Below are 18422 nucleotides of genomic sequence, written 5' to 3'. Positions count from 1 at the left end.
GGGGCACAGTGCGTTGGAACGTCAGCGGTCGAAAGACCTGAGGGTCGTCGGGGCCTCGCGGTGATGTCAGAGGCGGCGAATGACCGAGACGACGAGGCCCATGATCTGGGCATAGGTGCCGTCGATCGGTTCGTAGTCCTTGTTGTGGGGGAGCAGCCACTGGTGGCCCGCCTTGCGCTTGAGGGTCTTCACGGTCGCTTCGCCATCGAGCAGCGCAGCGACGATCTGACCGTTGTCGGCGGTGTGCTGTTTGCGCACGACCACCCAGTCATCGTGACAGATGGCTGCGTCGATCATCGAGTCACCGACAACCTTGAGCAGGAACATGTCACCCGAGCCCACGACCTGTGTCGGCAGAGAGAAGACGTCGTCGATCTCCTGTTCGGCCAGAATGGGCCCGCCTGCGGCGATGCGACCGACGACAGGGACCTGGACGGTGTTATTGGCCAGCTCCTCGTACTTAGCGCGCTCGGCCTCTTCCTCTTCGAAGGGATTGACCACTTCTATGGCACGCGGGCGCTTCGGGTCTCGACGGACATAGCCGAGACGTTCGAGCTGGGAGAGTTGGTGGGCCACGCTGGAGAGTGAGGCGAGTCCGGCCGCTTTGCCGATCTCACGCATGCTCGGCGGGTAGCCGTTGGTGACGACTGCGCGTTCGATGGTCTCGAGGACCAGTCGCTGTCGCGGGGTCAGACGAAAATCGCCCTCGCCGGTGGAGCCTTCCGGAATCGAGACGTCCTCGTCATCGCTGCGGGCGGCCGCGATCTCGCTGGCGACGTCCTCATTGCGGGGACGGCCCCTCCCTCGTTTGTTCTGAACCATTGCTCGTTCCCCTTCGTTCTATTCCCGCCGGCCTCACAGCTGGATCCTCACGTCGAGAATTCTCGTGTCAGTGCCGCCTGAGATGGTTCTTTCAGATCAATCAACAACGCTGGTTCTCTCTCATTGTCGCATAAATGTTCGAGTTGGACTGGACATATGTTCGATTGGCATGTTGAATAGAACAGACGTTCTACCTATTACGGGTGGAATCGTACGAAGGGAAGAGGTTAAGCGATGTCTGCACAGAACCAGGAACTGCGTCTCACCACTCGTGGACGCCAGGCGATGCGCCTGCTTCGGACCATGGTGTGCGCTCTCGTCATCATCGGCGGGGCATTCTTCGTCGCCACACAGTCGTTCTCGGCCGCCGCCGGAGCAGAGACCGAAGACATCGGCATCGACACCGAGGCTGTCGTCGTCGGCGAAGGTGAGTCGCTGTGGGCCGTCGCGTCGAACCTCGGAATCGAACGCGACACTCGCGATGTCGTGACCGAGATCGTGGAGATCAACCATCTGTCCTCGCCTGTGGTGCACCCGGGTCAGACCCTGGATGTGCCCCAACGCTAGACTGATGCGGTGGGAAATAACGAGTCTTTGCCAGTACGTTCGGACCTAGTCGGCCTCAAGCCCTACGGGGCTCCGCACCTGGATGTGCCGGTGCAGCTGAATGTCAACGAGAACGCCTATCCGATTCCGGACGTGGTCGTCGAAAGCATGCGCTCGGCAGTCGACGGTCACTTCGCCGGACTCAACCGCTATCCCGACCGTGAGTTCGAGGACCTGCGCGAACATCTGGTCACCTATCTGCACGGAGTCAACGACCGGGCCGGTCAGACCGTCGAGCTCAGCCCCGATTTGATCTGGGCGGCAAACGGATCGAACGAAGTCCTCTCCCATATCGTGCAAGCCTTCGGCGGTCCCGGTCGCACCGTTCTCGGATTCACTCCCAGCTACTCTATGCACCCGCTGATCACTACGGGCACCGGTGCCACCTGGCAGTCCTCGGCGCGCAGCGACGACTTCACGCTTGATGCCAGCACCGTCGGCGCCGAGGTTGCCGAAGCCGATCCAGACATCGTCTTCCTGTGCACACCGAATAATCCGACAGGAACATCGATCGGTCTCGACGTCATCGAAGCCGCGTACGACAACTGCTCGGGCATCGTCATCGTCGACGAGGCCTACGCCGAGTTCTCCAGGCCCGCACAAGCCTCGGCGATGACGCTTCTGGAAGGTCGTCCCCGTCTGGTCGTATCACGAACGATGAGCAAGGCCTTCGCCTGCGCAGGTCTGCGCCTGGGCTACGCGATCGCGTCCCCGGAGCTCATCGATGTCCTGCGCCTGGTGCGTCTGCCGTACCATCTGTCGGAAATCACTCAGGTGCTGGCCTGCACCGCTCTGGAACATGCAGACGTCCTCCTGGAGAACGTGGACCGGCTCATCGACGCTCGCGACCGAATCTCGGAACACCTGAGCAACGCCGGATTCAGTGTCTATCCCAGCGATTCGAACTTCGTTCTCTTCGGCAATATCGCCTCACCGCATGAACTGTGGGAGAAGCTGCTTGATCGCGGAATACTCATCCGCGACATCGGCATCGACCACCACGCTCGAGTCAATGCCGGCACCGAGGAGGAGACCACCGCGTTCCTCACTGCAGTCGACGAGATCCTGGCAGCCGACCCCGGCATTCTGCTGGAATCGAACTGAGATCCCGGCTTTGAGATGCGCACGCTGAGTCACACCACTTCGCTCGAGTCAGGGGACAATGGTCCTCAGGCGGCACCCACCCTTCCTACGAAAGGCCATTCATGAGGCAGGCACAACGCTCCCGTACGACCTCGGAATCCTCGGTCACCGTATCCATCAACCTCGACGGAACCGGTCAGTCCGACATCTCGACGAGTGTTCCCTTCTTCGACCACATGCTCACAGCACTGTCGAAGCACTCACTCATCGACATGGAGATCAAGGCCGACGGCGATACACACATCGACGTCCACCACACGGTTGAGGACACCTCGATCGTCCTGGGCCAAGCATTGAGCGAAGCACTGGGCGACAAGTCCGGCATCCGCCGCTACGGGTTGGCCGCCGTCCCACTGGACGAGGCTCTGGCCCGCTGCGTCGTCGACGTGGCCGGTCGCCCGTACTTCGTGCACGAAGGAGAACCCGAGGGCCAGCAGTACCACCTCATCGGCGGACATTTCACAGGGTCGATGACTTCGCACTCCCTCGAGTCGATTGCCTTCCACGCCGGTCTCACCGTGCACCTCGACCTGCTGCGCGGCCGGGATCCTCACCACATCGCCGAAGCCGAGTTCAAAGCCTTCGCCCGCGCTCTGCGTGAGGCAGTCGAACCCGATGAGCGCAACAGCTCGGTACCCAGCACGAAGGGAGTCCTGTGAGCACCACCGTCATCGTGACGCCGTTCGGAGTTGCCGAGCAGCTGGCCGCTGCATGCGTACTGTCGAACATCAAAGGAACGATTGTTCCCATCGGAGACTTCACCGGGATCGTCTTGGCCGACACCGATGTCCAGGCGGGCAACGAGGCGGCCGCGGCGATCTCGAAACTCTCCGGCAAACATGAGGTCCTCCTCCTGGCCCGCAGTGAGGAGCAGATCGATGCCGGTCACTTCCGCCACGGTGCCCGCGAATCGGATGTTCCCGCAGGTCTGGCGCTGAAGAACCTTCCAGACGTCCTCGAGCAGCTCCTGCTCGAGATCAGATCAGCCGATGACGTGGAGGGCAACATCCCCACCTCTTCCATGACGAAGCTGCAGGCCAGTGCCGCCACGATGTCTCCTGGCCGGGCAGCCGTGGCCCGGACGGCACTGCTGTGGATCGTCGTGGCAGTGCTCGCTGGACTCATCACCGCCTTCGGCATCACGATCGGGCTCAGCGGGAACACCATGGCCTGGGTGGTCGCCGCCTTCGGCGCGATCGTCCTCGGCTTCTCCCTGTGGAGGATCTACAGCGTCCTGACCAAGGGAGCGAAGAAATGAGCACGGTGGCTGTCCTCGACTACGGGGCAGGAAACGTCCGCTCAGCTGTCCGCGCGGTGGAAGCGGCCGGTGCCGAAGTCGTGCTCACAGCAGACCGTGCCATCATCGATGACGCAGACGGATTGCTCGTTCCCGGCGTCGGCGCCTATTCGGCAGTGATGGCCGGACTGAAGCGAGTCGGCGGGGATGATCTCATCCGCACCTGGCACGAAAGCCAGCGGCCTCTGCTCGGCATCTGCGTGGGGCTGCAGGTCTTCTTCGCCCGCGGAGAGGAGCACGGAGTGAAGACGGAAGGCATCGGACTGTGGCCCGGCGCCGTCACCGCGCTCGAGGCTCCGGTCGTTCCACACATGGGATGGTCGCAGGTCAGCGCACCGAAGTCCTCACAGATGTTCGACGGTGTGGCCGAGGAGCGTTTCTACTTCGTCCACTCCTATGCGGCAACCGACACTCCACCGAAGACCATGGTGACCACAGCGACCCATGGCAGCAGCTTCATCGCTGCCGTCGAAGACGGCACCACCTGGGCAGCCCAGTTCCACCCCGAGAAGTCATCCGATGCGGGAGCGCGTCTGCTGCGCAACTGGCTCGGCACGTTCTCCGGAGCGGGCGCGACTGCCCACTAGGATTGTCCGAACCCTTCGACTTCACCTGCTCCAATCTGTTCACATCAGTCTCGACAGCCTCTTGAGAAAGGTCACAATGACTCAAACCCCCAACAAGTTGGTCCTGCTTCCCGCCGTCGACGTCGCCGATGGCAAGGCCGTCCGCCTCGTCCAGGGCGAAGCCGGCACGGAGACAGATTACGGTTCTCCCATCGACGCGGCCCAGGATTTTGAAAGCCGTGGAGCGGAGTGGATCCACCTCGTTGACCTCGACGCCGCATTCGGTCGCGGATCGAACTCGGATCTGCTCAACCAGGTCGTCAAGGCTGTCGGCATCAAGGTCGAACTCTCCGGCGGCATCCGCGACACCGAGAGCCTCGAGCGTGCACTGGACACCGGTGCCGAGCGGGTGAACATCGGCACTGCCGCGTTGGAGAACCCGGAATGGACCGCCGACATGATCTCTCGTTTCGGCGATCAGGTCGCCATCGGTCTCGATGTGCGCGGAACAACTCTCGCGGCCCGCGGCTGGACCAAGGACGGGGGAGACCTCTACGAGGTTCTCTCGACTCTTGAGAAGGCAGGCTGCGCCCGCTATGTCGTCACCGATGTCCGCAAGGACGGCACGCTGCAGGGACCCAATGTGGAGCTGCTGAAGTCTCTGGCAGAGAAGACGGATAAGCCGATCGTGGCCTCGGGTGGAGTCTCCAGCCTCGACGATCTGCGGAACCTGCGCGAGCTGGTTCCCTTCGGCGTGGACTCGGCGATCGTGGGTAAGGCCCTCTACGCCGGAAAGTTCACATTGGAAGAAGCCCTCGAAGTCGCTGGAGGCTGAAGAATTGGCATCGGATTCGGACGACCAGTCCCAGCCGCCTGACCGGCAACAAGCACCCGGCCGGTCCGACTCGGCAGGAGTGTCATGGTCGGGGCGCGATCTGCGCCCGAATCCGTTCTCAGGTGATTCGGGACTGGCCGATGCCGGGCTCCTCGAGGCCCTCACCTTGGTGAGCCGGAACCCCCTGGATCCGAATCTGCACCGCAACGTCGTCACCGCCCTGTCGGAGGCACGTCTCTATGCCCCGATCGTTCCGATGGCTGTCGACCAGGAGGTCGGCGAGAACGGGCTGATGGTCGACAACTCCTCAGAGATGGCCATGGTGCGGCTGCAGGCCGAAGACGGACGCGAGTGCACCCCAGGATTCTGCTCGATCCCTCCGCTGACAGCATGGCATCGCGATGCTCGGCCCGTGCCGATCGAATCGGAGCGGCTCGTCCTCGGGGCGATCGAAGCCGATTCTCAGCTCGTCGTCCTCGACCCGGGTGCCGAGACCTCGTTCCTGCTGCGTCGCCCCGCGATGTTCGCGTTCGTTCAGGGCCGTGAGTGGACCCCGGCCTGGGCCGACGCCGAGGTGGGGCAGGCGCTAGTCGCCATCGCCGAACAGTTTCCGTGGGTGGCTCAGATCAGTCTCAGCCCCGGCAGTGCTCGAGTCCACGTCGAGGGACCGGAGGTCGGCATCAGGCTGGGTGTGCGCTCCCAGGTGCCGGCCGAGGAGATGAAACGGTTCCAGGCGGCTCTGGCCGCCGATGCGACCATCGTCGAGAGCGTGGATTCGATGGCGCTCCAGCTCGCCGAGTCCTGAGCGTTCGCGTCGACACGCCCGTGCTGTTCGGCCAGGTACCAGATAGCGGGAAAGAGCATGTGCGCTTGCCGCTCATCTTCTATGCTTGGTCCCCATGAACCCGATGCGCGATCTGAGTCGACCCACCGTCCCCGACGAGAGCTACGTCGACGAGATCGCTGCCGAGACCCGCGCCCGCGCAGAACAGGTGGGAGCATGGACCTCAGGGTTCTCCGGAGCGCCCGAAGCGAGTGCAGCGAGCATCGCAGCCGGGCTCGCGGAGGCGAAGCCGGAACTCGACGGACTGCTCCACACGATCCATTCCCTGGCAGAGACCGCCTACGACGAACACGAATCCGTCGCCGCCATCGCCGCGCTGCTGCGTGATCGTGGAATCGAGGTCGAGACCGGGCTCTTCGGCGTCGAGACCACCCTGCGGGCCACCACAGGTTCCGGGCAGGGACGTACGATCGCGATCCTCGCTGAATACGACGCCTTGCCCGAGATCGGCCATGCCTGCGGGCACAACCTCATCGCCACCTCGGCGGTGGGAGCATTCCTGGCCATTCACTCCCTCTTCGAACAGGATCCTAGTGCCGTTTCCGGCACGGTGGTGCTGCTGGGCACACCCGCGGAGGAGGGGCATTCGGGCAAGGAGGTCATGGCTCGCCAGGGTGCCTTCGACGGCATCGACGCGGCCATCATGGTCCACGGCTACGGGTACGACTGCGCGGATCAGGTGTGGTTGGGCAGGCGGCTGCTTGAGGTCACCTATACGGGAGTCGCCGCCCACGCCTCGGCGCAGCCGTTCATGGGCCGCAACGCACTCGACGCCGCCAATCTCTTCTACCAAGGGTTGGGGCTCATCCGTCAGCAGATGCCGCCGATCTCTCGACTGCACGCCGTCGTCGCCGAAGGCGGGACCAGGCCCTCGATCATCACCGAATCGGCCACCGTTCAGTGCTATGTGCGGTCGAAGTTCCCAGCGACCCTCAAGGAGCTCTCGGAGCGCGTCGAGGACGCGGCGAAGGGAGCGGCGCTCATGACCGGAACCGGGGTCGACGTGACATGGGACGAGCATCCGCCCTCGCTGCCGGTGCGCTCGAACTCCGCGCTGACCCAGCGGTGGGCCGTGCACGAGGAGACGCAGGGGCGAACACCGTTGCCAGGCGGAGTGCTCGATGAGTCGATCGCAGCATCGACCGACTTCGGCAATGTCTCCTACCGGATACCGGGCATCCACCCACTCATCAAGACCGCCGACGCCGAGGTGGCGCTGCACACCCGCGAGTTCGCGGCAGCCTCGATCACACCTGCTGCTGAAGATGCTGCTCACGACGCCGGGTATGGACTGGCGTGTACTGCATTGGACTTCCTCGTCGACGATTCACTGGCCGCCGAGGTGGCTGCGGAATTCGAGCGTAACGGAGGAGCGGTAGACGTGGAGAACTACTTCAACTAGAGACAGATCGGCTTCAAGACGACACCTGCTGGGCGTCTCGAAGGCCCAGGACGATTTGGATAACGCTGCGAAGCGGGCGAGACCAGGGATTCGGCTCGGATCGCGACCATCGAAGAGAAGGAAGTCACATGTCAACGACGACGACAGCGAAAGTCGGTATCGGCCAGCGCCTGCTGGACGGGATCGAACGCCTGGGGAACAAACTGCCTGAGCCGTTCACCCTCTTCCTCGGTCTGTTCCTCATCACAGGAGCGATCTCAACCGGCATGGCCATAGCCGACGTGTCGGTTGAGATTCCCGGCAGCGATGAGACCGTGGCGATCAAGGGACTCTTCACCGGGGAAGGCATGTCGTGGCTGACGACGACGATGGGCGACAACTACATCGGGTTCCCACCCTTGGCCACCGTACTGCCGATCCTCCTGGCGGTGGGCGTGGCCGAGAAGTCGGGGATGCTCGCTGCGGCCGTGCGGATCGCCTTCGGCAAGAGCCCCCGTTGGCTGCTGCCCTACGCCGTCGGATTCGTCGGCGTCGTCGGGTCGATCATGGCCGACTCGGCCTTCATCATCATCCCGCCCCTGGCTGCGCTCGTGTTCAAGGCCGCCGGGCGGCACCCGATGGCCGGGCTCATCGGCGGATTCGCCGCCACCGGGGCCGGGTATTCGACCTCGATCGTGCCGACGAGCCTCGATGCACTGTTCGCCGGCATCACCACCTCGGTGATGGGGACGTTGCCCGACACTGACTATACGGCCGTCAATCCGGTGTCGAACTACTTCTTCAATATCGTCGCCTCGATCGTGCTGGCGGTCATCGCCGGTTTCATCATCGACAAGCTCATCGAACCGAACATGGTTCGAAAGGGCGTTCCGCGCGAATACGCGGATGCCAAGGGTTCAGGCCTGGCCAAGGAATACCAGGCGAAGGACAACCCCTTTGGCGAGAACTCGGTGTCTGCCGAAGAGGTCGAGGAATCTCAGAAGGAGGTCAAGGCCGAACTTGAGCCTGAGGAGAAGAAGGGGCTGCTGTGGGCCGTGGGCTCCGCGCTGCTGCTGACGGCGGTGGTGCTCTTCGCCGTGCTCATCCCCGATTCGCCGTGGCGCAACGAGGACGGCGGCTTCCTGCCGAAGTCGCCCCTGCTGTCATCGATCGTCTTCATCGTCTTCGCCTACTTCATGCTCATGGGCGTGGTCTACGGCTTCGTCGTGCGTACCGTGCGGTCGATGAACGACCTGGTGAGGATGATGAGCCAATCGATCATCGACATGATGTCCTTTCTCATCCTCGCGTTCATCCTCGGCCAGTTCATCGCCCTGTTCAACTGGACGGGGATCGGATCGTGGATCGCGGTTGCCGGTGCCTCCGGTCTCGAGGCGATCGGACTCACCGGATTCGCAGCGATCCTCGGCTTCATGCTGCTGGCCAGCGTGCTCAACCTCTTCATCGTCTCCGGTTCATCGATGTGGACGCTCATGGCCGCGGTGTTCGTCCCGCTGTTCGCGCTGCTCGGCTATGAGCCGGCCTTCATCCAAGCCGGGTTCCGCGTCGGTGACTCGGCCACCCAGGTCATCACCCCGCTCAACCCATACATGATTGTGTTGCTGGGACTCGTGCGCCGGTATGAACCCAATGCTGGACTTGGCACGATCATCTCGCGGATGTTCCCCTTCGTCATCCCATTCTGGCTCGCCTGGGCGGCGCTGCTGGCGATCTGGTTCTTCTTCGACCTGCCCCTGGGCCCCGGCAACGGCATCTTCCTCAAATAGGACGATAGGGAGGGCCGGACCGTGGGAGCTCGGTGCGCACCACGGCCCGCGCCGGGGTGGCTTCACAGCATCTGCCTCACGCCTTCGCGCCAGTTGGTCGTGCCGAGATCCTCAGCGAATGCCCCTGACTCGATGACGCAGGGGGAGTACCAGATCGGGGCGAGCTGGTTGAGTTCGTACATCGAGCGTTCGAAGATCCCGGCGACGCGAGTCGTCCAGCGGGGGAGCGAGAGAGGTCTTCTCGGCCTGGTGCCCAGATGCTCGTGGGTGAACTCCGCGATCTCGCCGAGAGTCGGATTCGACGAGGGAGCGATGAGCAGGCGATGCGTCCCCGCGGGGACGTCTTCGAGCAGCTGTGCCGCACGGATCATCGCGGCAGCGAGGTCTTCGATCACGGTGATGCCGTGGGCGACATCGGAGCGTGCGGGCACGATGGCCCGACGCCCTTTGGAGATCGGAGCGGTGATGCACATCCGCACTACCGACGTCTGCGGCTGTGCGGTCGTACCGAGCAGATCCCCGGCAACGACGCTCGCCGAGGTGGCCGGGTGTTCCAGCCTCGCCTCCATGAGCTGCTGCCGGATCCGTCCCTTCTCCTCGACCGGTGCAAACGGAGAGGTCTCCGTTACCGGGCCGGGGGTGCCGGCGAAGGCGTAGACAGATTCGGGGAAGATGACCGGAATGCCCAGTTCCGCGGCGGCATCCATGATCGTCTTCTCCAGTTGAGGCAGAACCTGTGCCCAGACTCGGCTGTCATAGGGAGCATGAACGCAGGCGAAGATGACATCGCTGCCTGCAGCGGCCTCGAGCAGTTGCTCGGGGTCTGATGCGTCTGCCTGAACACGGGCGATCGTGGCTTGGTCGGCTCCGTTTGCTCGGTTGGCCCGGTTGGCCCGGTTGGCCCGGTCGGCGCCATAGGCGTGATCGGCGTCTCCGGGCACTGTCGATCCTTGGCTGGCTGCGGCGGTAACGGCGACAGCGGCTGGAGCCGAACGGGTTGCGACTGCAACGTGAATTCCTGCTGCCGTGAGTTGGGAGGCGATCTCGCTGCCGATCTGTCCGTAGCCGATGACGAGTGCAGATTTCATGATGGTCGTCCTTCGCAGTTTCGTGGTGTCGTGAGGCCGTGCGGACCCTCGAGTCCTTCGGTGGACGAGAGCACTGCTCTCTGAAATGAGAATAGACCGCCGCTCGCGCGAATTCAAGAGCGGTGCTCACTATTGTTATCTTTGCTCTCTCGCTCTAGGGTTGAGGCATGACGAACTCGACTCCGCGCCAGCGGGCTCGGCTGGAAACCGAAGCGCAGATCACCCGGATCGGGAACCGAATGCTTGATGACGACGGTCTCGACGGAGTCTCGCTTCGCGCCATCGCACGGGAACTCGGAATCGTCTCAAGCGCCATCTATCGGTACGTGAAGAACCGCGACGAACTGCTGACCATACTCATCCGCGACGCATTCACCTCGATCGCCGATGACGTGGACGAAGCTCTCGAACACGACACATCTGTTCTCACCGTCGGTGTGACGATGCTGGCGTGGTCGCGCAGGCATCCCAACCGGTGGGCGCTCATCTATGGCACGCCCGTCCCCGACTACCAGGCACCGCGGGACGAGACCGTGATTCCTGGGACCAGGATCATGGTGACGCTGACGACCCTGCTCTCACAGTCCTCTGTGCATCAGACTCCCAATACTCAGGTACCGCCGGCTCATGCACTGGACGTGCTGCGTGAAGGACTGCGAGAACTGGGACTGGAGCCAGACGATCAGGTGATCATGCGCACTGTGACCGTGTGGGCTGCGATCATCGGCCTCATCAACGCCCTGCGATTCGGACAGTTCGGCCCCGGGATCGAACTGGTCGAAGACGAACTGATGCAAGGACTCGTGTCGACGCTCGGGTATTGAGTCGGAGAACGAACCAGTGACGACGAGTCACTTACCCGTCGAGCAGTCCGCGGATGTCCTCACCCGTGATCGCTGAGGAGAATCCCTCACCCTCATTGACCAGGGAGTCGAAGAGCTGCGCCTTCCTCTCCTGCAGCGCCAGCACCTTCTCCTCGATCGTCTTCTCCGAGACCATCCGATAGACCATGACGTTCTTCGTCTGCCCGATTCGGTGTGCGCGGTCGACTGCCTGAGCCTCCACCGCCGGGTTCCACCAGGGATCGAGGAGGAAGACGTAGTCGGCCTCCGTCAGTGTCAGACCGAACCCACCTGCCTTGAGACTGATGAGGAAGACGGGTGCGTCCCCGGCCCTGAAATCCTCGATGACTGCGCCGCGATTCCGCGTGGAGCCGTCGAGGTAGGCGTAACTGATATTGCGATGCTCGAGCTGTTCACCGACCCGGGTGAGGAACGAGGTGAACTGGCTGAAGATGATGGTCCGGTGGCCCTCGGCAACGATGTCGTCAAGGTGGGAGAATAGTGCGCTGAGTTTGCTCGACCCGATGCCTTCATATTTCGCATCGATGAGATACGGGTCGATGGCCAACATCCGCAGGAGTGTCAGCGAACGGAAGATCGCGAAGCGGTTGCGATCCATGTCGTTGATGAGACCGAGGAGCTTCTTCCTCTCCTTCTGCAGAACCGTGTTGTACAGCTCCCTGTGCTTGGTGCTGAGTTCGACGCTGAGAATCTGTTCCTGCTTCGGTGGCAGGTCGGCAGCGACAAGTTCTTTGCTCCGCCGCTTCATGAACGGTCGAATCCGCCGGCGCAGCAGAGCCATCCCCTCCGGGGCCTCGCCGGATTCGATGGGGGAGACGATTTCGCGCCGGAACTTCTCGAAGCCCGGAAGCAGTCCTGGTGAGGTGATCGAATACAGCGACCACAGGTCGGTCAGGGAGTTCTCCATCGGTGTGCCGGTGGTGGCCAGGCGGAACCGGGCCTGAATCGCCTTCGCCGCAGTATGGACCTTGGCGGTCCTGTTCTTGACGAACTGTGCCTCATCGAGGACGAACGTATCCCACACGATCGACCTGAAGGCCAGTGCGTCGAGGCGCAGAATGGCGTATGAGGTGATGACGAGGTCCGCTTCCTCGATCTCTTCGGCCAGGGTGGTCTTCCGCTTCTTCTCTGTGGCTGAGATCGTGGCGACTCGCAGTCCCGGCGCGAACTTCTCCGCCTCGGCTCGCCAGGTCGACATCACCGAGGTGGGCGCGACGACGAGGATGGGAGCGGCGTTCTTGTCCGTGTTCTTGACGTGAGTGAACAGGCTCAGCGCCTGCAGCGTCTTGCCCAGGCCCATGTCGTCGGCCAGGATGCCGCCGAGTCCGCTGGACCACAGTGCTGCCAGCCAACTGAATCCCTCCTGCTGGTAGGGCCGCAGTGTGGCTTCGATTCCTTCGGGCACGTCGAGAGTTGGAATCTCGCCGAGGTGGCTGAGGGCTTCGACCGAGCGCCGCCATGAGGCCGCGGCAGCAGATTCGTCGACGAGCTCGTCGAATTCGGCCCACAGATCCATGTGATATCGGGAGAGGCGGGGTGATTCCGGCTTCCAGTCCGCGATGACATCGGAGTCGGCGAGCATCTGCCGAAACTTGTCGAAGAAGGGTGCGTCGAGTGAGAAGTAGGCACCGTCGGGCAGAACGATCATCGCAGCACCCTGATCCAAGGCGACGAACAGGTCGGCGAAGCGCACCTGCTGTCCGGCGATCGTGATGTCAAAGCGGATGTCGAACCAGTCGCTGTCCTCGGCATCGTCGGTCGACATTGCGACCAGGGGTGCATCGGTGACTTGTCGATAGCCCGGACGATCTCCGACCTCATGCACCTCGAGATGATCGATGTCGCTCAGGGCCGGCAGCAGTTTGTCGACGAAAACTGCTGTCTGCAGGCCGTCGAGGCCCACGGTGTCCGCCCGGCGAGCTTCGCTCGGCAGAGTCAGCGGCATCGCGGTTACAGCAACTGTGGTGCTCAGCTTCTCCAGCACACGGTCTTCGTGCTCGATGCTCCGGTTGCGATCAGCCAGCGGTCCACGGCGGACCGGGAACGTCTGCACCGGGTGGTGATAATGCCACTCCCAGGTCAGGTGCGCACCATGGTCACCGTGGGTGACGGTGAGTGCGAGATCGGGAGGTACGAGCACAGGCAGGGTCACCGAATCGTCGGAGGAGACGACGGTGGTGGCATAGGCGAGCTTGGGATAGAAATCAGTGAAGAAGTCACGGATCTGGCCGTCGGTGATGGTGATCGGTTCCCACCGACGCAGCATCTGAACCACATCACGATTCGTTCTTTCCTCGGTCGGAGCCAGAACGAGGGACATACCGTCGGAGGTCGAGATGCCGTAGAAGCCGTGATCATCGATCGGGCCGCAGAAGCCCTGGTCGAACGACACATCGTCAATCGTGACCAGGGAGCGGGCCTCGAGCCCGTCCGAGACCGCAACCACATCACATTCGGTCGACCCTTCCTCGCCTCGGCGAATCGAGAGTCCGCGGCTGGTGCCGACGAGTTCGATACCCAGCGACTTCGCCTGATCGAAGAGATGCCAGAGCAAGGGCGAAGTGAACCAGTCAAGGACGACCGAGTCGTCATTCGTGATGAGGTGATTCGAGCTGATGGCGGACAGGCCGTAGAGCTGTGCGAACCAGGCCGCCTGCCCCTGTGCAAATGCACGAGTGTTTGAGTTGTTGGCGATGTTGGACCACGACACGTTCCCCTTGATCCAATTGCGGCGCGCACCTTCCATCAAGGGTCGCAGGGTCACGACGAGGTCGGTGCGACCGGTGAGTTCGGATCGTCTGGTGGGATGGGTTTCGAAGTTCCCGAAGCCCGTGCGTCTCAGCTCGGAGATCTCGAAGCCGAGAGCAAGGCGAGTCGGTGCGCTGCCGACCAAAGTGCCCCCGGGACCGGAGGCCCATACCGAATCGTCGACTCGGTCGGAGGAGAACCCGGAGAGAATCGACTTCCAGTCGGGTTCTCTTCGACTGTGCGACGACACGTCGCTGCCATCAGGAGGCCGGCCTCGGGGGCTCGAGCGCGCAGTGCGCACGTGGGCGCTGCGCCAGTCGGCCTCGTCAGGGGAGCGGCGCTGCTCAGGATCGTGCAGCGCCGTGGAACCGAAAGGTGCCACCTGCCGGATCGACGCCGCCATCAGCGCAGCCACCACGTGTTTGCAGTCTCCGCCCACAGGGCAGGTGCACAGAGAGGAGATCACGGTGAACGATTTTGCTGTGGGATCGTGCCGCTCCAGCCGAACAGTGCTTGTGTAACCGTGTGCCGCGGTGCCTGAGACATCCGCCCGAAGAGTCATGGCGTCTGGATCCCAGCTGGCCTGCCCGACCATTCCCTTGTTGGCGTAGCTGCGTCCGCGCTCGTAGAACGTGGCACCGAAGTAGTCCTGTAACTCCTTGGCACTCACGTATGGCAGTTCAACGGGAGGCATGGAACGATGGTCTCACTCGGCACTGACATGACTAAAGCGGCCCCCGACCAATGGTCGAGAGCCGCAGCGGATGAGGAGAGTCACCACGAGTGGTGCACGACGAGACTGCCGGCACTCATCAAGGCTTGTGTCAGCGAACGGGGCCGGTGAACTTCTCGCCGGGGCCCTGTCCGGGCTCGTCCTGAATCGTCGAGGCTTCGCGGAAGGCCAGCTGGAGGCTGCGCAGACCGTCGCGCAGGGGGCGAGCATGGTGGTCGCCGATGACGGTGGCGGCTCCGGTGACCAGGCCGGCCAGGGCGGTTATGAGTTTGCGCGCCTCGTCGAGGTCCTGCAGCTCTGCTGCCGGAGCTTCGGGGGAGTCCTCGGCCAGTCCGCATTTGACGGCGGCAGCGGACATCAGGTGCACAGCTGCTGATGTGATGACCTCGACGGCTGGTACTTCGGCGATATCACGAGTGACATCGGCAACCGCCTCGGCGGGTACAGAATTTTCAGAACTCATGGGACTAGCTTGTCATATGATTGACCCGACGATTGCACGATCGACCTCGATGTGCGAAGAGTCATGAAGCGTAGTACACTGAATAGTGGTGCGAAGCGGGGTCTGACTCCCACCTTGATCGTGTAGAGCGATCGGGTCCAATGATCTGATGATCGACAGCCCGGGTGCAAACCTGAGGCAGAAGTTTTCAGATCGAGGTGTATTCACTTGATGTGCTGCGGTTTCAATTCCGTTGCTCTGATGTGTGTGCAGGCTCCCTTGGCATGTGGTCAATGGGAGCCTTTTCTATTGCCACGACATCATTTGAGCTAAAAAGGAGTGAACACATCAGCGAGACGCGCATCAATGACCGGATTCGGGTTCCCGAGGTTCGGTTGGTCGGACCCAACGGTGAACAGGTCGGTATCGTTGCCATTCGCAAGGCACTCGACCTCGCCCGTGAGGCAGATCTCGACTTGGTCGAGGTAGCACCGCAGGCGAAGCCTCCCGTAGCCAAACTCATGGACTACGGGAAATTCAAATACGAATCTGCTCAGAAGGCCAGAGAAGCCCGCAAGAACCAGGCGAACACTGCGCTGAAAGAGATCCGCTTCCGTCTCAAGATCGATGAACACGACTACGAGACCAAGAAGGGGCATGTGACCCGCTTCCTGGCCGGTGGCGACAAGGTCAAAGTCATGATCATGTTCCGCGGACGTGAACAGTCGCGCCCCGAAATGGGTATTAAGCTGCTCAACCGCCTCGCCGAAGATGTGTCGGACCTAGGCACCGTCGAATCCTCACCACGGGTCGACGGACGCAATATGGTGATGGTCATTGGTCCACTTAAGTCAAAATCCGACGCCAAGGCCGAGGCCCGCAAGGCATCATCAGATGCCAAGGGCAACGTCGCCGAGGTGAAATCCCGACGCGATCGCGTCGCTGCAGAGAAGCACGCAGCGCCCGACGCGTGAGAAGTAAGTACCGATTCGCTGAAGCCTGAACGGTTTCAGCGTGTGAAGTAGTTGGCGGTGGTCGCCACCGACAACGAAATGCAAAGGAGAACGGCTCGATGCCGAAGCAGAAGACGAACAGCAGCGCCAAGAAGCGCATGCGTGTGACGGGTACTGGCAAGATCATGCGTGAAGGCGTGAACAACCAGCACAAGTTCGAGGGCAAGTCCTCGGCCCGTAAGCGTCGCGTTGCTGAGGACCAGGTCCTCACCGGCGGAGATCGCGCCAAAGCCCGCAAGCTTCTGGGCAAGCTCAAGGGCAGGTGAGACCCCTTCGGGTCTCCATCCCGGGCAACCACGCACGTGGTTCCCATAGCTTGAACCAGACTCCGGCACTGCCGGTTGAACTAATTTTGAAGGAGTAACACGTGGCACGTGTTAAGAGAGCGGTCAACGCTCACAAGAAGCGTCGGGTCATCCTTGACCGGGCGAAGGGCTACCGTGGACAGCGCTCGCGCCTGTACCGCAAGGCCAAAGAACAGGTCATCCACTCGCTGGTCTACAGCTACCGTGACCGTCGCGCCCGCAAGGGTGACTTCCGTCGCCTGTGGATCCAGCGCATCAACGCCGGTGCTCGCGCCAACGGCATGACCTACAACCGCTTCATCCAGGGCCTCAAGGCCGCTGGCGTCGAGGTTGACCGCCGTATGCTCGCCGAGCTCGCCGTCAACGATTCAGCCACCTTCGCGCACCTGATCAAGGTTGCTAAGGAAGCTCTTCCGGCTGACGTCAACGCAGCTAAGACCGCCGCAGCCTGAGCTGCCGGTCCTCATACTCTCAACGGCCCCGAACTTACTTTGTTCGGGGCCGTTGAATTTGTCTCAGCTCATCCAGAACTCCTCAGCACTTCCAGAACTCCCAGAACGCGGGTCTACAAACTTCATGAAGCTTCCAGACGTCATCTCCTCCACACAGTCGAAACGGATCAAGAATGCCGTCAAGCTGCTCAAGCGCCACGGCCGCAAGAGCTCAGGCCAGTTCCTCGTCGAAGGGCCACAGGCCGTGCGAGAGGCTCTGGATCGTCATGTCTCGCAGGATCTTGACGGGCACAATCCTGGTGTACCGGAGTGGATGGGCTCGACTATCGATCCCAAGGGTGCTGTCGTCGACCTCTTCATCACCGAGGAGGCGGCCGAGGTTCATCCCGAATTCGTCGAGACCGTGAAGAGCGCACAGATCGACTGGAACATCGTGACCCCCGAGGTGCTCGCCGAACTGGCGACGACCGTGAACTCACAAGGTGTCGTTGCCGTGTGTGAACACCTCGATGTGGCCCTTGACTCGGTCATCGACAAAGAAGCTCAGCTCATCGTCGTCCTCTCACAGGTCCGAGATCCCGGCAACGCCGGCACGATCATCCGCCTGGCCGATGCCGCCGGCGCTGATGCAGTAGTGCTCACCTCGTCGAGCGTCGACATCTACAATGACAAGACCGTGCGGTCGACCGCCGGTTCTCTGTTCCACATCCCTGTGGTCACCGGTGTGGGACTGTCCGAGGTGACCGAAATGGCCCGTGCCCGTGGCCTCCAGGTCCTCGCCGCAGACGCCAACGACGATGCCCACGACCTTCACCACCCCTGGGACTCAGGGCTCGACCTGACCGCTCGCACCACCTGGGTCTTCGGCAACGAAGCGTGGGGGATGGGCGAGAAAGACCTGGAACTCTGCGACGCCTCGGCCGCCGTGCCCATCTACGGCAAGGCCGAGAGCCTCAACCTCGCGACCGCCGCGAGCGTGTGCATCTACGAGAGTGCTCGGAACCAGCGGATGTGACCCTATCGGGCCTCTGCAGACTTTGCGGTGTGCTCATTGGCGACCAGTTCCCAGATGTATCCGTCCGGGTCGGAGAAGTAGCCCATATATGACCCATCGATGTCATTGGCCGGTGCTGAGGATCCGCCAGCTGCTGCTGCCTTTGTGAGGGTGTCATCGATCTCGGACGGTGTTGCGAAGGCGCAGGAGATGATGCTGGCGCCGGGAGAGGGATGGTCAACCGCGATCTGCCCCGACAGTTCGATGTAGCTGTCGTATTGTTCTGATTCGATGAAGAAGACCGAGAGATTCGGAAGTTCGAAGGCGACAATGCCTTCGTCGACGCCCTCTGTTTCGAGGCCCAGTCCGTCTCGATAGAAGTTGGCGGTGCGCTGAGGGTCGGTGACCGGCAGGGACAAGACTGTCGTCAGTGGCTTCATGGGCCCAGTCTAGCGATCAAGTACAGTGGGCTGCCCGATTCGAGTCAGGGCGGACCGATACGC

19 protein-coding genes are annotated in these 18422 nt (G+C 62.3%); 14 read left to right on the top strand and 5 right to left on the bottom strand.

Translation table 11 applies throughout. The features are described 5' to 3' along the window. Positions 1–66: 66 nt before the first annotated feature. Positions 67–822: a transcriptional repressor LexA gene (gene lexA, locus ACE03M_RS00405; RefSeq protein WP_143922557.1), complete on the bottom strand. Its 756-nt coding sequence runs from the start codon at positions 820–822 to the stop codon at positions 67–69. Between the two features lie 234 nt (positions 823–1056). Here lexA and ACE03M_RS00400 point away from each other — a divergent pair, with 234 nt between their 5' ends. The 9 genes from ACE03M_RS00400 to ACE03M_RS00360 all read left to right on the top strand — a co-directional run bounded on the left by ACE03M_RS00400 (position 1057) and on the right by ACE03M_RS00360 (position 9281). Continuing rightward, positions 1057–1389 carry a LysM peptidoglycan-binding domain-containing protein gene (locus ACE03M_RS00400; protein WP_143922558.1) on the top strand — a complete coding sequence of 111 codons (333 nt, stop codon included), beginning with the start codon at positions 1057–1059 and terminating at the stop codon, positions 1387–1389. A 9-nt stretch (positions 1390–1398) separates the two neighbouring features. After that, positions 1399–2532, top strand: coding sequence for a histidinol-phosphate transaminase (locus ACE03M_RS00395; RefSeq protein WP_485932095.1), 1134 nt, complete (start codon positions 1399–1401; stop codon positions 2530–2532). Positions 2533–2633: 101 nt separating this feature from the next. After that, a complete protein-coding gene (gene hisB, locus ACE03M_RS00390; RefSeq protein ID WP_143922560.1) occupies positions 2634–3230 on the top strand; it encodes an imidazoleglycerol-phosphate dehydratase HisB in 597 nt (198 codons plus the stop codon). After that, a complete protein-coding gene (locus tag ACE03M_RS00385) occupies positions 3227–3829 on the top strand; it encodes a hypothetical protein (protein ID WP_485932092.1) in 603 nt (200 codons plus the stop codon). Before hisB ends, ACE03M_RS00385 begins: the two co-directional genes overlap by 4 nt. Then, positions 3826–4455: an imidazole glycerol phosphate synthase subunit HisH gene (hisH, locus tag ACE03M_RS00380; RefSeq protein WP_485932090.1), complete on the top strand. Its 630-nt coding sequence runs from the start codon at positions 3826–3828 to the stop codon at positions 4453–4455. Before ACE03M_RS00385 ends, hisH begins: the two co-directional genes overlap by 4 nt. 76 nt (positions 4456–4531) lie before the next feature. Beyond that, positions 4532–5269: a bifunctional 1-(5-phosphoribosyl)-5-((5-phosphoribosylamino)methylideneamino)imidazole-4-carboxamide isomerase/phosphoribosylanthranilate isomerase PriA gene (gene priA, locus ACE03M_RS00375; protein WP_143922563.1), complete on the top strand. Its 738-nt coding sequence runs from the start codon at positions 4532–4534 to the stop codon at positions 5267–5269. A 4-nt stretch (positions 5270–5273) separates the two neighbouring features. After that, a complete protein-coding gene (locus ACE03M_RS00370; RefSeq protein ID WP_485932088.1) occupies positions 5274–6074 on the top strand; it encodes an SseB family protein in 801 nt (266 codons plus the stop codon). A 94-nt stretch (positions 6075–6168) separates the two neighbouring features. Further along, positions 6169–7515, top strand: coding sequence for a M20 family metallopeptidase (locus tag ACE03M_RS00365; RefSeq protein WP_485932087.1), 1347 nt, complete (start codon positions 6169–6171; stop codon positions 7513–7515). A gap of 128 nt (positions 7516–7643) precedes the next feature. Beyond that, positions 7644–9281 carry an AbgT family transporter gene (locus ACE03M_RS00360; protein WP_485932086.1) on the top strand — a complete coding sequence of 546 codons (1638 nt, stop codon included), beginning with the start codon at positions 7644–7646 and terminating at the stop codon, positions 9279–9281. Positions 9282–9343: 62 nt separating this feature from the next. Here ACE03M_RS00360 and ACE03M_RS00355 read toward each other — a convergent pair whose 3' ends face one another. After that, entirely contained in the window at positions 9344–10369 is a 1026-nt protein-coding gene (locus ACE03M_RS00355; RefSeq protein WP_485932085.1) for an NmrA family NAD(P)-binding protein, read from the bottom strand. 167 nt (positions 10370–10536) lie between these two features. Here ACE03M_RS00355 and ACE03M_RS00350 point away from each other — a divergent pair, with 167 nt between their 5' ends. Further along, a complete protein-coding gene (locus tag ACE03M_RS00350; protein WP_485932083.1) occupies positions 10537–11193 on the top strand; it encodes a TetR/AcrR family transcriptional regulator in 657 nt (218 codons plus the stop codon). A 31-nt stretch (positions 11194–11224) separates the two neighbouring features. Here ACE03M_RS00350 and ACE03M_RS00345 read toward each other — a convergent pair whose 3' ends face one another. Beyond that, positions 11225–14674 (bottom strand): DEAD/DEAH box helicase, encoded by a 3450-nt coding sequence (locus ACE03M_RS00345; RefSeq protein ID WP_485932081.1) that lies wholly within the window; start codon positions 14672–14674, stop codon positions 11225–11227. Positions 14675–14804: 130 nt separating this feature from the next. After that, positions 14805–15176, bottom strand: coding sequence for a DUF1844 domain-containing protein (locus ACE03M_RS00340; RefSeq protein WP_143922570.1), 372 nt, complete (start codon positions 15174–15176; stop codon positions 14805–14807). Between the two features lie 272 nt (positions 15177–15448). On the opposite strand from ACE03M_RS00340, the gene infC reads away from it, so the two are divergent. From infC to ACE03M_RS00320, 4 genes are all read left to right on the top strand, one after another. Beyond that, positions 15449–16129 (top strand): translation initiation factor IF-3, encoded by a 681-nt coding sequence (infC, locus tag ACE03M_RS00335; RefSeq protein ID WP_143922571.1) that lies wholly within the window; start codon positions 15449–15451, stop codon positions 16127–16129. Between the two features lie 98 nt (positions 16130–16227). Next, positions 16228–16434: a 50S ribosomal protein L35 gene (gene rpmI / locus ACE03M_RS00330; RefSeq protein WP_009885053.1), complete on the top strand. Its 207-nt coding sequence runs from the start codon at positions 16228–16230 to the stop codon at positions 16432–16434. Between the two features lie 101 nt (positions 16435–16535). After that, positions 16536–16925 carry a 50S ribosomal protein L20 gene (rplT, locus tag ACE03M_RS00325; protein WP_096157223.1) on the top strand — a complete coding sequence of 130 codons (390 nt, stop codon included), beginning with the start codon at positions 16536–16538 and terminating at the stop codon, positions 16923–16925. Positions 16926–17049: 124 nt separating this feature from the next. Continuing rightward, positions 17050–17940, top strand: coding sequence for a TrmH family RNA methyltransferase (locus tag ACE03M_RS00320; RefSeq protein WP_143922572.1), 891 nt, complete (start codon positions 17050–17052; stop codon positions 17938–17940). Positions 17941–17942: 2 nt separating this feature from the next. Here ACE03M_RS00320 and ACE03M_RS00315 read toward each other — a convergent pair whose 3' ends face one another. Next, the gene (locus ACE03M_RS00315; protein WP_485932076.1) at positions 17943–18359 is read right to left on the bottom strand and encodes a VOC family protein; all 417 of its coding nucleotides are present in this window, start codon (positions 18357–18359) and stop codon (positions 17943–17945) included. Positions 18360–18422: the final 63 nt, after the last annotated feature.

Source organism: Brevibacterium sp. AGC70 (genome assembly GCF_057334195.1).
The sequence above is the reverse complement of the archived record's forward strand: the minus strand, read 5'-3'. Positions and strand labels throughout refer to the sequence as shown.